The organism is Seonamhaeicola sp. S2-3, from assembly GCF_001971785.1.
Lineage (GTDB): Bacteria > Bacteroidota > Bacteroidia > Flavobacteriales > Flavobacteriaceae > Seonamhaeicola.
The window spans coordinates 151636-165601 of sequence record NZ_CP019389.1 but is presented as its reverse complement, the minus strand read 5'-3'; the positions used below and the strand labels follow the sequence as shown (position 1 = coordinate 165601).

Annotated in this window: 15 protein-coding genes and 2 tRNA genes; 13 read left to right on the top strand and 4 right to left on the bottom strand. The window is 32.4% G+C overall.

Features of this window, described 5'->3' with window-relative positions:
* The first annotated feature begins 197 nt into the window (after positions 1 to 197).
* From BWZ22_RS00780 to BWZ22_RS00755, 6 genes are all read left to right on the top strand, one after another.
* Positions 198 to 707 (top strand): Hsp20/alpha crystallin family protein, encoded by a 510-nt coding sequence (locus BWZ22_RS00780; RefSeq protein ID WP_083692136.1) that lies wholly within the window; start codon positions 198 to 200, stop codon positions 705 to 707.
* A gap of 186 nt (positions 708 to 893) precedes the next feature.
* Positions 894 to 967 (top strand) — tRNA-Arg (locus BWZ22_RS00775).
* Between the two features lie 700 nt (positions 968 to 1667).
* Complete coding sequence (locus BWZ22_RS00770) at positions 1668 to 2051, top strand: hypothetical protein (RefSeq protein ID WP_076697215.1); 384 nt, start codon at positions 1668 to 1670, stop codon at positions 2049 to 2051.
* Between the two features lie 43 nt (positions 2052 to 2094).
* Positions 2095 to 3030: a transposase gene (locus tag BWZ22_RS00765; RefSeq protein WP_076697218.1), complete on the top strand. Its 936-nt coding sequence runs from the start codon at positions 2095 to 2097 to the stop codon at positions 3028 to 3030.
* 101 nt (positions 3031 to 3131) lie between these two features.
* The gene (locus BWZ22_RS00760; RefSeq protein WP_076697215.1) at positions 3132 to 3515 is read left to right on the top strand and encodes a hypothetical protein; all 384 of its coding nucleotides are present in this window, start codon (positions 3132 to 3134) and stop codon (positions 3513 to 3515) included.
* A 43-nt stretch (positions 3516 to 3558) separates the two neighbouring features.
* The gene (locus BWZ22_RS00755; RefSeq protein WP_076697213.1) at positions 3559 to 4494 is read left to right on the top strand and encodes a transposase; all 936 of its coding nucleotides are present in this window, start codon (positions 3559 to 3561) and stop codon (positions 4492 to 4494) included.
* A gap of 176 nt (positions 4495 to 4670) precedes the next feature.
* On the opposite strand, the gene BWZ22_RS00750 is transcribed toward BWZ22_RS00755, so the two are convergent.
* Positions 4671 to 4743, bottom strand: a tRNA-Lys gene (locus tag BWZ22_RS00750).
* A gap of 134 nt (positions 4744 to 4877) precedes the next feature.
* Here BWZ22_RS00750 and BWZ22_RS00745 point away from each other — a divergent pair.
* A complete protein-coding gene (locus tag BWZ22_RS00745) occupies positions 4878 to 5396 on the top strand; it encodes a shikimate kinase (RefSeq protein WP_076697210.1) in 519 nt (172 codons plus the stop codon).
* On the opposite strand, the gene BWZ22_RS00740 is transcribed toward BWZ22_RS00745, so the two are convergent.
* Together BWZ22_RS00740 and BWZ22_RS00735 are read right to left on the bottom strand one after the other, a co-directional pair.
* Positions 5388 to 5891, bottom strand: coding sequence for a phosphoribosyltransferase domain-containing protein (locus tag BWZ22_RS00740; RefSeq protein WP_076697208.1), 504 nt, complete (start codon positions 5889 to 5891; stop codon positions 5388 to 5390). The two genes, BWZ22_RS00745 and BWZ22_RS00740, sit on opposite strands and share 9 nt — an antisense overlap.
* A gap of 26 nt (positions 5892 to 5917) precedes the next feature.
* Positions 5918 to 6289 carry an RNA-binding S4 domain-containing protein gene (locus tag BWZ22_RS00735; RefSeq protein WP_076697205.1) on the bottom strand — a complete coding sequence of 124 codons (372 nt, stop codon included), beginning with the start codon at positions 6287 to 6289 and terminating at the stop codon, positions 5918 to 5920.
* 92 nt (positions 6290 to 6381) lie between these two features.
* Between BWZ22_RS00735 and BWZ22_RS00730 the strand changes: the two genes are divergently transcribed.
* The gene (locus BWZ22_RS00730; protein WP_076697204.1) at positions 6382 to 7314 is read left to right on the top strand and encodes an FKBP-type peptidyl-prolyl cis-trans isomerase; all 933 of its coding nucleotides are present in this window, start codon (positions 6382 to 6384) and stop codon (positions 7312 to 7314) included.
* Between the two features lie 67 nt (positions 7315 to 7381).
* On the opposite strand, the gene BWZ22_RS00725 is transcribed toward BWZ22_RS00730, so the two are convergent.
* Entirely contained in the window at positions 7382 to 7978 is a 597-nt protein-coding gene (locus BWZ22_RS00725) for an outer membrane beta-barrel protein (protein WP_076697203.1), read from the bottom strand.
* A 123-nt stretch (positions 7979 to 8101) separates the two neighbouring features.
* On the opposite strand from BWZ22_RS00725, the gene tgt reads away from it, so the two are divergent.
* The 5 genes from tgt to dnaB all read left to right on the top strand — a co-directional run bounded on the left by tgt (position 8102) and on the right by dnaB (position 13931).
* The gene (gene tgt / locus BWZ22_RS00720) at positions 8102 to 9232 is read left to right on the top strand and encodes a tRNA guanosine(34) transglycosylase Tgt (protein ID WP_076697201.1); all 1131 of its coding nucleotides are present in this window, start codon (positions 8102 to 8104) and stop codon (positions 9230 to 9232) included.
* 6 nt (positions 9233 to 9238) lie between these two features.
* Positions 9239 to 10315 carry an LptF/LptG family permease gene (locus tag BWZ22_RS00715; protein WP_076697199.1) on the top strand — a complete coding sequence of 359 codons (1077 nt, stop codon included), beginning with the start codon at positions 9239 to 9241 and terminating at the stop codon, positions 10313 to 10315.
* On the top strand, positions 10302 to 11198 hold the full coding sequence (locus BWZ22_RS00710; protein WP_076697196.1) for a DMT family transporter: 897 nt from the start codon (positions 10302 to 10304) through the stop codon (positions 11196 to 11198). The genes BWZ22_RS00715 and BWZ22_RS00710 overlap by 14 nt, the downstream gene beginning before the upstream one ends.
* A 66-nt stretch (positions 11199 to 11264) precedes the next feature.
* The gene (locus BWZ22_RS00705) at positions 11265 to 12218 is read left to right on the top strand and encodes an acetyl-CoA carboxylase carboxyltransferase subunit alpha (RefSeq protein WP_076697194.1); all 954 of its coding nucleotides are present in this window, start codon (positions 11265 to 11267) and stop codon (positions 12216 to 12218) included.
* 168 nt (positions 12219 to 12386) lie between these two features.
* Complete coding sequence (dnaB, locus tag BWZ22_RS00700) at positions 12387 to 13931, top strand: replicative DNA helicase (protein ID WP_076697191.1); 1545 nt, start codon at positions 12387 to 12389, stop codon at positions 13929 to 13931.
* The last annotated feature ends 35 nt before the right edge of the window (positions 13932 to 13966 follow it).

Here is a 13966-nt window from a genome sequence, read left to right as displayed (position 1 = left end):
TTATGCTAAAATATAACTTTTGAAATAATGAATTATTATGAGATGCTTTATTTTTTAATTTGAATAAAAATGCGGGTTTTAATTAAGTGTAAATTAGTTGTTTTCAGTTAATAAACATGATAAATATCATAGGATATATGTATGTGTTTTAATAAACTTTATAAGTGAAATTTTGTTTAACTTAAAAACACAGTATCATGACTTCATTAACAAAACACAAAAGAAGACACCGTGCTTCAACTCCTTGGAGAAATAGGATGTTTACACCCTGGAGACATGACCTTTTATCACCTATGAGTGATCGATTATTTTCACCAAATTATGAGTTTGATGATATTTTTGAAAACGACTTTTTTACAGAAGATAGTTTAATACCCGCTATGAATGTAATTGAACATGAAAACAATTTTGATGTTGAATTTGCGGTTCCTGGATTTAATAAAGATGATTTTGAAGTTTCTATAGAAGATGATATTCTTCATGTAAGTGCTAAGAAAGAATTAGAAGAAACTAAAGAAGAAGATAATTATTCTAGAAAGGAATTTAGTTACAAATCATTTAAACGTTCATGTAGATTACCAGAGTTGGTTGACTTAGATCAAGACATTAAAGCGTCTTATAAAAATGGTATTTTAAAAATTAATCTTCTAAAAACCCAAAAAGGTATAGAAGAAAACCCAGTAAAAAAGTTAATTGAAATAGAGTAGAAGTAAATAATTATTTCTACTTTGGTTTTATGCCGACTCTAACATAAACCAGAGAAACCCTTGCATTTGCAGGGGTTTTTATGTTTGGTTTTAGTAGATTTTTTAAAGGCTAAAATATCCATTAAAAAATTATGGATATTCTTTTGGTTAGATTTATGTTTAATTTTATATTTGCACCGCTTTAATGGTCGCGTAGCTCAGCTGGATAGAGCATCTGCCTTCTAAGCAGACGGTCACAGGTTCGAATCCTGTCGCGATCACTGAAACCCTTACTTTAATTAGTAGGGGTTTTTTGTTTTTATTAAGTATTTTCTACTATCTACCAATCTTCAGGAATCATAACCAATTGTTGTGTTTACGTAAAAATTGTAGTTAATCTAAAGAGAAAGAATTGAATCAAGTCCAAAAGTTGTGTGTAGATTGTATAAATAGTTAAATGGTTCTCTTAAAAAAGACAACGTATTGAAACTTGCTCTAGACCCACTAAACTTTGTATAATTATATCAGGATTTATTTATTAACTTGTATAGCTATTTTAGGACGGGTCACACTCACCACTCACCATTCACTATTCACTTCTCACTCCTATAGATGCCCTATAGATACCCTATAGATGTCCTATGGATGTCCTATGGATATCCTATGCTTTACCTGTGAGTAAAATTATTGAATTTTCCCAGTTCATAACCAATTGTTGTGTTTAGGCAAAAATTGGTCATGCCCCATACAAATGAAGAATTTCGTTAGTTTTAGTGTGTTTCACTAAATTGAAGTTGTTAATTAAGAATTCAGGTAAAAACAGTTTTAATAGGTCTAAGGTAAGTTCTAATACAATAATTTTAAAACTTCAAAACTAAAACTATCTTTATTCACACACAACTTTTGGTCATGATCCCGGATCAATCTCAAAAGTTGGGTCTAAAGAGAAAAATAATTTTCTTTGTACTTTAAATTATATTGATGAATAAAGACACTGAGTTATCCTTGTTAAGTTTAATATTACCAGAAGGAATATTAGAGTATTTTGATATTGTTGGATTCGATAAGAAGCCTATAAAGCATGTTTTATATGAGAACCGTCTAACGATATATTTGGAGGAGAAAAAACAAATACCATCTAAGTACAAGGATTGCAAGTATAAAGCCAGTGGCTTCATGGAGCCTCGAATAATCGAGGATTATCCCGTTCGAGACAATCTACTATCATTAAATCTTAAACGAAGGCGTTGGGACGTTCTACTTGATAAAAAGAGGATTAAAGTAAGTCGTGAATGGGATGAATTTATTGCACAGGGAACTCGAATATCAAAAGAGTTTGCTGCTTTTTTAAAAGAAATCGACTGATAATACTGCTCTGAGCAGCCAACAACTTGGGCACCAGTATGGTATGTCCGGAAAAAGGCTTCAAAGACATTATAAGGATCACTTAAGTGATTTTAAGCAATGGGAGCATAAGAGTCATGCTAAACAGTGGCTTGTTTTCCCTGAAAACTTAGGTTCTTATTTATCCATTGATGAGACAGCGCTGTCCAGGGGAGAGCTCTATACCATCATTACCAATAAGAAGGCCAAAGGAAAGAAAGGGGCTTTAGTTGGGATATTCCACGGAACTAAAGTGGAGCCTATTATCGAACAACTCTTGAAGATCCCAGCAAAGAAGCGTGCTAAAGTGAAAGAGATTACCTTAGACATGGCAAACTCTATGAAAACAATCTCCACTAAATGTTTCCCGAAAGCCATCCAAGTAACAGACAGGTTCCATGTACAGAAGCTGGCAATAGAGGCGCTCCAAGATCTTCGTATCAAATACCGATGGGAAGCTTTGGATCAAGAAAATGAACAGATAAAGCTATCTAGAGCTGCCGACAAAGAATTTAAACCTGTAACTTTTTCTAATGGTGATAGCTCAAAACAACTCCTGGCCAGGAGTAGATATCTACTGTATAAATCCCCAGATAAATGGACTCCAAATCAGAAAGAGAGGGGACAGATATTGTTTAATGAATACCCAGAATTAAAGAAAGCTTATGGACTTGTTCAAGGCTTGAGGAATATTTTTAACCAAGCCATAGATATTAAAGTAGCTTACACCAAACTAGCCCACTGGTACAAAGATGTAGAGGAGTCAGGATTTAAGAGCTTCCAAACGGTAGCCAATAGTATTACTTTAAATTACCGCTCTGTACTCAACTATTTTATAAACAGAAGTACTAATGCTTCAGCTGAATCCTTTAATGCCAAAGTAAAGGCTTTTAGATCTCAATTTAGGGGAGTCAGGAATACGGAATACTTCTTATATCGCTTGATTAAATTATATTCTTAAAATGGTAAAAACCCAGATTTTGGACTTGATCCGGATCGGATCAATCTCAAAAGTTGGGTCTAAAGAGAAAAATAATTTTCTTTGTACTTTAAATTATATTGATGAATAAAGACACTGAGTTATCCTTGTTAAGTTTAATATTACCAGAAGGAATATTAGAGTATTTTGATATTGTTGGATTCGATAAGAAGCCTATAAAGCATGTTTTATATGAGAACCGTCTAACGATATATTTGGAGGAGAAAAAACAAATACCATCTAAGTACAAGGATTGCAAGTATAAAGCCAGTGGCTTCATGGAGCCTCGAATAATCGAGGATTATCCCGTTCGAGACAATCTACTATCATTAAATCTTAAACGAAGGCGTTGGGACGTTCTACTTGATAAAAAGAGGATTAAAGTAAGTCGTGAATGGGATGAATTTATTGCACAGGGAACTCGAATATCAAAAGAGTTTGCTGCTTTTTTAAAAGAAATCGACTGATAATACTGCTCTGAGCAGCCAACAACTTGGGCACCAGTATGGTATGTCCGGAAAAAGGCTTCAAAGACATTATAAGGATCACTTAAGTGATTTTAAGCAATGGGAGCATAAGAGTCATGCTAAACAGTGGCTTGTTTTCCCTGAAAACTTAGGTTCTTATTTATCCATTGATGAGACAGCGCTGTCCAAGGGAGAGCTCTATACCATCATTACCAATAAGAAGGCCAAAGGAAAGAAAGGGGCTTTAGTTGGGATATTCCACGGAACTAAAGTGGAGCCTATTATCGAACAACTCTTGAAGATCCCAGCAAAGAAGCGTGCTAAAGTGAAAGAGATTACCTTAGACATGGCTAACTCTATGAAAACAATCTCCACTAAATGTTTCCCGAAAGCCATCCAAGTAACAGACAGGTTCCATGTACAGAAGCTGGCAATAGAGGCGCTCCAAGATCTTCGTATCAAATACCGATGGGAAGCTTTGGATCAAGAAAATGAACAGATAAAGCTATCTAGAGCTGCCGACAAAGAATTTAAACCTGTAACTTTTTCTAATGGTGATAGCTCAAAACAACTCCTGGCCAGGAGTAGATATCTACTGTATAAATCCCCAGATAAATGGACTCCAAATCAGAAAGAGAGGGGACAGATATTGTTTAATGAATACCCAGAATTAAAGAAAGCTTATGGACTTGTTCAAGGCTTGAGGAATATTTTTAACCAAGCCATAGATATTAAAGTAGCTTACACCAAACTAGCCCACTGGTACAAAGATGTAGAGGAGTCAGGATTTAAGAGCTTCCAAACGGTAGCCAATAGTATTACTTTAAATTACCGCTCTGTACTCAACTATTTTATAAACAGAAGTACTAATGCTTCAGCTGAATCCTTTAATGCCAAAGTAAAGGCTTTTAGATCTCAATTTAGGGGAGTCAGGAATACGGAATACTTCTTATATCGCTTGATTAAATTATATTCTTAAAATGGTAAAAACCCAGATTTTGGACTTGATCCGTAAAAACCCAGATTTTGGACTTGATCCCTTGATCCCTTGATCCCTTGATCCCATTTTGGACTTGATCCTTGGTATTAAGAAAAATGAAAAAGCCTGAAAGTATTAAGTTTCAGGCTTTTTGAATAATTTTGAAGTGATTCTAGTGACCGGGCTGGGGCTCGAACCCAGGACCCTCTCCTTAAAAGGGAGATGCTCTACCAACTGAGCTACCCGGTCTTGCAAGGCTTCTTTGCGTTTGCGGGTGCAAATATAGAACCTTTAATTAATAAAACAATATTTTTTTTAAATATTTTTTTGTTTTTTTGCACCACTTTAACGTATGTTTTTAATAATCAATTTATAGCGTAAAAATGATAATAGTTTTAATAGGGTATATGGGATCTGGAAAATCTTCAATTGGAAGGAGATTATCAAAAAAAACAGATTATGATTTGATAGATTTAGACGATTTTATTGAAGAAAAAGAAAATGCAAGCGTTAAAGAAATTTTTGAAACTAAAGGCGAAATATATTTTAGAAAAAAAGAAGAGGAGTACTTACAAAAGCTTCTAAAAAATGATAAAGATATAATTCTTTCACTAGGAGGGGGAACGCCTTGTTTTGGTAACAATATGCAACATATTATTGATGCTAAAAATGCTACAAGTATTTATTTAAAGGCATCTATTAAAAAATTAGCAGATAAACTAATTCTTAAAAAGGCTAAACGCCCATTAATTGCTCATATTGAAACAAAAGAAGAATTAGAAGAATTTATTGGTAAGCACTTATTTGAAAGATCTCCTTATTACAGTAAAGCAGAACATCAAATTCTTACAGATAACAAAACCAAAGATGAAGTTGTTAAAGAAATTCTAACCTTATTCTAAAACAGCTTCAAATACGTTTCCTTCTAAAACTACATTAACGTGCTCATGAAGTGATGTAGATAAAGAAATGCCTTTAAAATCTGCTTTTACAGGATATTTTTTATGATTTCGGTTAACTAAAACAGCTGTTTTAAATTGTTTTAAAGGTACGTTTAAAAAATGTTTTACTCCATAAATTAAAGTGGTACCAGAGTTTAAAACATCATCAACTAAAATTAATGATTTGTTTTTGTAATCTTCTTCAGAAATAGAAGTTTTTATTTCAGATTGAGGGTTCTTTTTATCAATACTAACTTTACATAAAACCAGATTGATGTCTGATATTTTTTGAAGTACAGATTTAAGTTTTTTTGCAAATATGTAACCGTTTTTATCAATACCAGCCAGAATCACTTCTTTTTCATCTACATTGTTCTCGTATATCTGAAACGCAATACGGCGTATTTTATGATTAATTTCGGTATGGTTTAATATCACATTATTTTTAACTGTCATATCCTTAATTTGTATAAAGTATAAAATTACTCATTTTCGGTAGTATAATCATCAATATCACGTCTATCTTTTTTTGTAGGCCTACCAGTTCCTTTTTTTCTGTAATAATCTTTAGAAAATTTTAAAAGTTCTTGGGCTTCAAAGGCTTCTTTTGGTGTGGTATCAGTCCTGTAAATATCAACAAGTTTAGCGCCAACTCTACTTTCAGGAATATCATTTACCTTTAGTTTGTAGTTTATTTGGTTTTTTCTAACCTCAATAATATCCAACGGATAAACCTCTCTACTAGGTTTTACAATTTCATTATTTACTCTTACGTGTCCCTTTTTGCAAGCTGTAGTAGCTAAAGATCTGGTTTTGTAATACCTAACACACCATAAATACTTGTCTATTCGCATATAATTATTGCTAAAACTACGTTAATGTTATTGGGCAAGATTGTATTAAAATTGTATCTTGCGCCTCAAAAATAACAATATTTAAAATTCATATGAAATTAGGAAAAATCTGTTTGAGTATACTGTGTTTGTCTGTTTGTTTTTTGTCTTGTAAAAAAGATGATGATGGAGATGATACGGTTACAGTAGAAATAAGAGATAGAGCAGAACAGCAGATTGTAGATAATGACTCTATTATTGAGTATTTAGAAACGCATTACTACAATAAAAGTGATTTTGAAGGAAATACAAATCCGAAAATTGCAGATTTAAAGATAATGAGTACAGAGGGATTAACCATTTCATCCGATGCAGATTCATTATTAATAAACGCTGTGGGCGCTGCAAAAACAACCGTATATGCAGATACAGATTATGAATTTTATGTATTGAAATTAAACCAAGGTGGAGGCGAAGATTCTCCAACTTTTGCAGATAATGTTTTGGTGAATTATGAAGGTTTTACATTAGATAATGAAGTGTTTGATAGTGCAGTAACCCCAGTAGAGTTTGATTTAATAGACTTAGTACCTGGTTGGAGAAAAGTGTTACCAGATTTTAATGTTGCCGAAAGTTATGTAGAAAATAATGATGGTACGGTAGATTTTGTAAACTCTGGTGTGGGCGTTATGTTTTTGCCATCGGGCTTAGGTTATTTTTCTAGTGCTACATCATCCATTTCATCATATTCGCCAATAGCTTTTAAATTTGAATTGATACATACTACCGAAAATGATCATGATGGAGACGGAGTTCCTTCTTATTTAGAAGATTTAAATGGAGATGGAGATTTGTTTGATGAAAATACCGATGAAGACTTCGTAAATGGTTTTCCACTGTACAATTACATAGATTCAGATGATGATGGAGATGGTATACCAACAATATATGAAGATATTGATGGAGATGGCGACCCAACAAATGATATTGGTAAAAACGGTATACCTAAGTATTTAGATCCTGAAGAAACAGAATCTAATACTTAGAATAAAAAGAGAATAAATAAAAAAACCTCGCTAAAAGCGAGGTTTTTTTATAACTGAAAACTAAAGTTTATAAAATAATAGATAAACTTAAAATTAATTGATCTGGTCTGGTGTCTAATCTATTTTCAACAGAACCTAAATTGGTATTTATAAATGTAGCTTCGTTATCATTAAAACCACGTTCATACCTAAGGTCAATACCCACCTTTTTTAAGTTTAGCCCAATTCCAAAGTTAAGCCCTACGGTAAAATCATTTTTAACATCATTTATTGCAATACCATCAAACTCGGTATCTAGTATATACTGAAAAGAAGGACCTCCAAATACACTTAACGGGCCAATTACTTTTGTACCAATAAGTAAAGGTGCATCCAGTTTTTGCATGTTAAAACTATCATCATTATAATCACTTTTTGTACTTGTGTAAACTAACTCTGGTTTAAAGTATAGTTTGGTTCCTATTTTTCCAAAAATTCCAATGTGATACCCAATATTTCTATCAGGATGCTTAGCATTAGCACCTACAGAATCAAAATAATCACCATTAGCATTGTAATTTAATCCGCCTTTTAAACCAAAACCAGTAGCGGTTTGAGCCTTAGCAGTAGAAGAAGCTAAAGCAATAATAAAAAGGCTAAATAATAAGTTTTTTAAAATTTTCATAACTGTTCGTTTTTAAGATTTGGTTAACATTATCAAAAACGTTGCCAAAACCAATTTATTTTCTATTCAATACAATAGTTATCATTTTTCAGTTATTTATCTTTGCGCTCAGAATAGTAAAAAATGAAATTTCAACTAAACGGAAAAGATTCACAAAGCAAAGCAAGGGCAGGTAAGTTAACTACAGATCATGGCGTTATAGAAACCCCTATTTTTATGCCCGTAGGCACTGTTGCAACTGTGAAAGGCGTACACCAGCGTGAATTAAAACAAGATATAAATCCTGATATTATTTTAGGAAACACCTATCACTTATATCTGCGTCCGCAAACAGATATTATTGAAAAAGCAGGTGGACTTCATAAATTTATGAATTGGGATAGAAATATTTTAACCGATTCTGGAGGTTATCAAGTCTATTCTTTATCTGCCAATAGAAAGATTAAAGAAGAGGGCGTAAAATTTAAATCGCATATTGATGGGAGTTATCATGTGTTTACACCCGAAAATGTTATGGAAATTCAACGCAGTATTGGGGCAGATATTATCATGGCTTTTGATGAATGTACGCCTTATCCATGTGATTATAACTATGCAAAACGCTCTATGCATATGACACATAGGTGGTTAGACCGTTGTATTGCTCATTTAGCAAAAACACCATTAAAGTATGGTTATAATCAAGCTTTTTTTCCAATAGTACAAGGAAGTACGTATAAAGACTTGCGTATTCAATCTGCAGAATATATAGCCAATGCAGGTGCTGTTGGTAATGCCATTGGAGGCTTATCGGTTGGAGAACCTGCCGAAGAAATGTATGCCATGACAGATGTTGTTTGCAGTATTTTACCCGAAGATAAACCAAGATATTTGATGGGAGTAGGGACTCCAATCAATATTTTAGAAAATATTGCGTTAGGTGTAGATATGTTTGATTGTGTAATGCCAACACGTAATGCAAGAAATGGTATGTTATTTACAGCACACGGAACCATAAATATTAAAAACAAAAAATGGGAGGATGATTTTTCTCCAATTGATGAAATGGGTATAACTTTTGTTGATACAGAATATACCAAAGCCTATTTACGTCATCTATTTTCAGTTAACGAATTGTTAGGCAAACAAATAGCAACTATTCATAACTTAGGTTTTTATTTATGGTTGGTTAGAGAAGCCAGAAAACATATATTAGCAGGAGATTTTAAAGCTTGGAAAGATAAAATGGTAAAACAAATGGATAAACGTTTGTAAAAGTTAATGAAGATACTAGACTGGTACATATTAAAACGCTATTTGTTAACATTTGCAATGATGTTGCTGCTGTTTATTCCTATAGGAATTACAGTGCACTTAGCAGAAAAAATTGGTAAAATACTTGAAAATGAAGTGCCTTTACCAGAAGTATTGTTATATTTTTTAGACTTTACTATTTATTTTGCACATTTATTATTTCCGTTATTTTTATTCTTATCAGTTATTTGGTTTACTTCTAAACTAGCCAATAACACAGAGATTATTGCTTTTTTAAGTTCTGGTGTTTCTTTTACCCGATTTTTAAGACCTTACTTAATTGGTGCAGCTATAGTAGCAGTATTTTCAATAATATTAGGTTTGTTTTTAGCTCCTAAAGCAAGTGAAGGGTTTAATAGCTTTAGTTATAAATACCTGAAAAAAGGAAGAAAAGCAGTTGATAATACCAATGTTTTTAGGCAAATAAATGATAATGAAATTATTTATGTAAGTAGTTTTAATATTAAAAATAACGTCGGACAAAATTTTACATTAGAGCATTTTGAAGATAACAAACTCACATATAAAATAACAGCTAGTTCTATTAGATTTATAGAAAAAGACTCTACCTATAGATTAACAAATTATACTAAACGAGACATTCTTGAGAATGAAGATAAAATAGAAACTTTAAAAAGAAAAGATACACTCTTTACTTTTAAGGTAGGAGATTTAACGCCTCCTTTATATGCTGCCGAAATATTAATGTATGATGAGTTAAGGGAGTTTATTAAAAAAGAAGAGGCTAGGGGCTCAACTCAAGTAGGGCGTTTTAAGTTGGTTTTATACCGTAAGTGGAGTTTACCAGTTTCAGTTTTTATTTTAACCATTATTGCCGTGGCGGTTTCTTCAATTAAAAGACGCGGTGGTATGGGGGTAAACCTCGCAATTGGTATTTGTATAGCCATGGTATTTGTGTTTTTTGATAAGATTTTTGGGGTTATGGCAGAACAATCAGATTTTCCTCCAATAATAGCTGTATGGTTCCCAAATATCATTTTTGGTATTTTAGCAGCATATATGCTTTATAATGCCAAACGCTAAACTTAAAAATTACTTACACCTTCATCTTTTAGTTTTTATAGCTGGTTTTACCGCTATTTTGGGTGAGCTAATTACCATTACTGCTATTCCCTTAGTTTGGTATAGAATGATTATGGCATCTATTTTAATGTTTGTTTATATTAAAATAGCAAAGGTAAAGCTAAGTATTAGACCAAAATCGGTTTTAAAACTATCAATTGCAGGAATTATAATTGCAGCACACTGGATTACTTTTTTTGGAGCTATAGATGAAGCCAACATATCTATAGCATTAGCAATGTTCTCAACAGGTGCTTTTTTTGCTTCATTAATAGAGCCTGTAGTATATAAAAGAAAAATTATTTGGTATGAAATTTTATTTGGGTTAATAGTAATTACAGGAGTTATAATAATAACACAAAGCGAAATAAAATACCTTTCTGGAATAATTCTAGGCATATCTTCGGCTTTTTTATCATCATTATTTGCTGTTTTAAATGGTAGTTTTTTAAAACAACATACAGCAACAGTCATTTCATTTTATGAATTTTTAAGTGGTGTCATTTTCATTTCGTTGTATTTACTTTTCACTACAGAAGGTTTTAATTTAGCATTTTTCAAACTAAGTACATCAGATTTTTTATACTTATTAATTTTAGCATCGGTTTGTACTGCATATGCTTTTATAGCATCGGTTCATGTAATGAAACATATAAGTCCATACACCGTAGTTTTAACCTATAACTTAGAGCCTATTTACGGTATATTAATAGCATTAATGCTGTTTCCAGAGAGTGAAAAAATGAGTGCTTCTTTTTATTATGGAGCCCTTTTAATTATTACAACTATAATACTGAATGGGATATTGAAAAATTCACAAAAATTAAAAAGAAAAAATTCATAGGCTTTAATCAAGATTAAAGTTTTTATATTTGTACCCTAACCAAAATTAATAGCCAAAGAAATTCTTATGGAATATTTAGAATTTGAACTACCCATAAAAGAACTAGAAGATCAGCTTCAAAAATGTAGAGTGATAGGAGAAGAGAGTGAAGTTGATGTTACAGAAACCTGTTCTCAAATAGAAAAGAAATTAGCTTCTACTCAAAAAGATTTATATAAAAACCTTACGCCTTGGCAACGTGTACAATTGTCTCGTCACCCAAACAGACCTTATACATTAGATTATATTAATGCCATTTGCGGAGAATCTTTTTTAGAGTTACATGGTGATAGAAACTTTAAAGACGATAAAGCCATGATAGGAGGTTTAGGGAAAATAGGAGACCAAAGTTTTATGTTTATTGGGCAACAAAAAGGTTACAATACCAAAACAAGACAATACAGAAATTTTGGTATGGCAAACCCAGAAGGCTATAGAAAAGCACTTCGGTTAATGAAGATGGCAGAAAAATTTGGTATTCCAGTAGTAACCCTTTTAGATACACCTGGAGCATACCCAGGATTAGAAGCAGAAGAGCGCGGACAAGGTGAAGCCATAGCCAGAAATATTTTAGAAATGACACGTTTAAAAGTTCCTATTATAACTATTGTTATAGGCGAAGGAGCTTCTGGTGGGGCGTTAGGAATTGGAGTAGGAGATAAAGTATTAATGCTAGAAAATACTTGGTACTCTGTAATTTCTCCAGAGTCTTGTTCTTCTATTTTATGGCGCAGTTGGGAGTATAAAGAACAAGCTGCTGAAGCTTTAAAGCTTACTGCTACCGATATGAAAAAACTTAAACTTGTTGATGGTATTATAAAAGAACCTTTAGGAGGAGCTCATAGAGATAGACAAAAAACATTTACTGCAGTTAGCAATGCCATTGTAAAAAATTATAATGAATTAAAAAACTTATCACCAAAAGATTTAGTTGCAAACCGAATGGATAAATATGCTAATATGGGTGTTTATAAAGGCTAATGCGTTTAAAACCACATGATACAAAAATCTGAAGTTTGTAACTTCAGTTTTTTTTTGGCTTATTCACAATATATTAAAGTTATTAACAGTTAAATTGTTAACTAACGGTTAAAATCCAATAGTAGATTATTTCTAATTAAACATACTTTTTTAGTTATTTTCGTAGTTATGAAACAACCCAATCAAATAAAGGGATATAAAGTAGATAAAAGCACCTTAATCAGTCTTGAAAAAGGTAAAATACCTCCGCAAGCTATTGATTTAGAGGAAGTTGTGTTGGGTGCAATGATGATTGATAAAAAAGGAGTAGATGAAGTTATTGATATTTTAAGTCCAGAAGCATTCTATAAAGAAGCACATCAACATATTTTTGAAGCTATTTTTCAGCTGTTTGAAAACAGTGAACCTATAGACTTATTAACGGTTTCAACACAATTAAAGAAGAATGCTAAGCTAGAATTGGTTGGAGGTGATTTTTACCTCATTTCTTTAACCCAAAAAGTGTCATCTTCAGCACATATTGAGTTTCATGCTCGTATTATTTTACAGAAATTTATTCAACGTAGTTTAATTAAAATTTCTAGTGAAATTATAGAAGATTCTTATGATGAAACCAAAGATGTGTTTGACTTATTAGATAAGGCAGAAGCTAAATTATACGAAGTAACGCAAGGAAACATAAAAAAATCTAGTGAGTCTGCTCAAGATTTGGTAATTCAAGCAAAAAAGAAAATTGAAGAAATTTCTAATAAAGAAGGACTTAGTGGTATTCCAACAGGTTTTACTAAGCTAGATAAATTAACCTCTGGTTGGCAACCATCAGATTTAATTATTGTTGCTGCGCGTCCTGGTATGGGTAAAACAGCCCTAACACTTTCTATGGCAAGAAATATAGCCGTAGATCAAAATATACCTGTGGCATTTTTCTCTTTAGAAATGGCATCTGTACAATTAATTACGCGTTTAATATCTAGTGAAACGGGGTTATCTTCAGAAAAATTACGTACCGGAAAATTAGAAAAACACGAGTGGGAACAGCTTAACGTAAAAGTAAAAGGGCTTGAAAAAGCACCACTTTTTATAGATGACACCCCTTCACTTTCAATTTTCGATTTAAGAGCCAAAGCACGTCGTTTATCCTCTCAGCATGATATAAAACTAATCATGATTGATTACCTGCAACTTATGACTGGTGGAAGTAGCCATAATGGTAACAGAGAGCAAGAAATATCAATGATTTCTAGAAACTTAAAAGCGTTAGCTAAAGAGTTAAATGTACCTGTAATTGCATTATCACAGTTATCGCGTGCGGTTGAAACTAGGGGAGGTAGCAAGCGTCCATTACTATCAGATTTACGTGAATCTGGAGCTATTGAACAAGATGCTGATATTGTAAGTTTTATTTACAGACCAGAATATTATAAAATTGATGAATGGGATGATGAAGAACGCTCTCCAACCGAAGGTCAGGCAGAATTTATTATTGCTAAACACAGAAATGGTGGCTTAGAAAACATAAGATTGAAGTTTATTGGGCATCTTGGTAAGTTTGATAATTTAGATGATTTTGATTCTCCTTTTGAATTCCATTCTAAAATGAATGCTGCTGCTAATGATGATACCTTTAGCTCAGACAATTTTACAGCAAGTCCAGACCAAGCTTTTGGAAGTTCATTAAATGAAGGTGATGAAAATGATGATGTACCTTTCTAAGAATTAATCTTCTGTTAAAGACTGTTTTTTAGAGT

Coding starts and splice junctions, on each gene's coding strand:
- tgt (WP_076697201.1), top strand. CDS start 8,102: ATGAAATTTCAACTAAACGGAAAAGATTCACAAAGCAAAGCAAGGGCA.
- BWZ22_RS00705 (WP_076697194.1), top strand. CDS start 11,265: ATGGAATATTTAGAATTTGAACTACCCATAAAAGAACTAGAAGATCAG.
- BWZ22_RS00735 (WP_076697205.1), bottom strand. CDS start 6,289: ATGCGAATAGACAAGTATTTATGGTGTGTTAGGTATTACAAAACCAGA.
- BWZ22_RS00760 (WP_076697215.1), top strand. CDS start 3,132: ATGAATAAAGACACTGAGTTATCCTTGTTAAGTTTAATATTACCAGAA.
- BWZ22_RS00770 (WP_076697215.1), top strand. CDS start 1,668: ATGAATAAAGACACTGAGTTATCCTTGTTAAGTTTAATATTACCAGAA.
- BWZ22_RS00755 (WP_076697213.1), top strand. CDS start 3,559: ATGTCCGGAAAAAGGCTTCAAAGACATTATAAGGATCACTTAAGTGAT.
- BWZ22_RS00740 (WP_076697208.1), bottom strand. CDS start 5,891: ATGACAGTTAAAAATAATGTGATATTAAACCATACCGAAATTAATCAT.
- BWZ22_RS00745 (WP_076697210.1), top strand. CDS start 4,878: ATGATAATAGTTTTAATAGGGTATATGGGATCTGGAAAATCTTCAATT.
- BWZ22_RS00780 (WP_083692136.1), top strand. CDS start 198: ATGACTTCATTAACAAAACACAAAAGAAGACACCGTGCTTCAACTCCT.
- BWZ22_RS00715 (WP_076697199.1), top strand. CDS start 9,239: ATGAAGATACTAGACTGGTACATATTAAAACGCTATTTGTTAACATTT.
- BWZ22_RS00765 (WP_076697218.1), top strand. CDS start 2,095: ATGTCCGGAAAAAGGCTTCAAAGACATTATAAGGATCACTTAAGTGAT.
- BWZ22_RS00725 (WP_076697203.1), bottom strand. CDS start 7,978: ATGAAAATTTTAAAAAACTTATTATTTAGCCTTTTTATTATTGCTTTA.
- dnaB (WP_076697191.1), top strand. CDS start 12,387: ATGAAACAACCCAATCAAATAAAGGGATATAAAGTAGATAAAAGCACC.
- BWZ22_RS00730 (WP_076697204.1), top strand. CDS start 6,382: ATGAAATTAGGAAAAATCTGTTTGAGTATACTGTGTTTGTCTGTTTGT.
- BWZ22_RS00710 (WP_076697196.1), top strand. CDS start 10,302: ATGCCAAACGCTAAACTTAAAAATTACTTACACCTTCATCTTTTAGTT.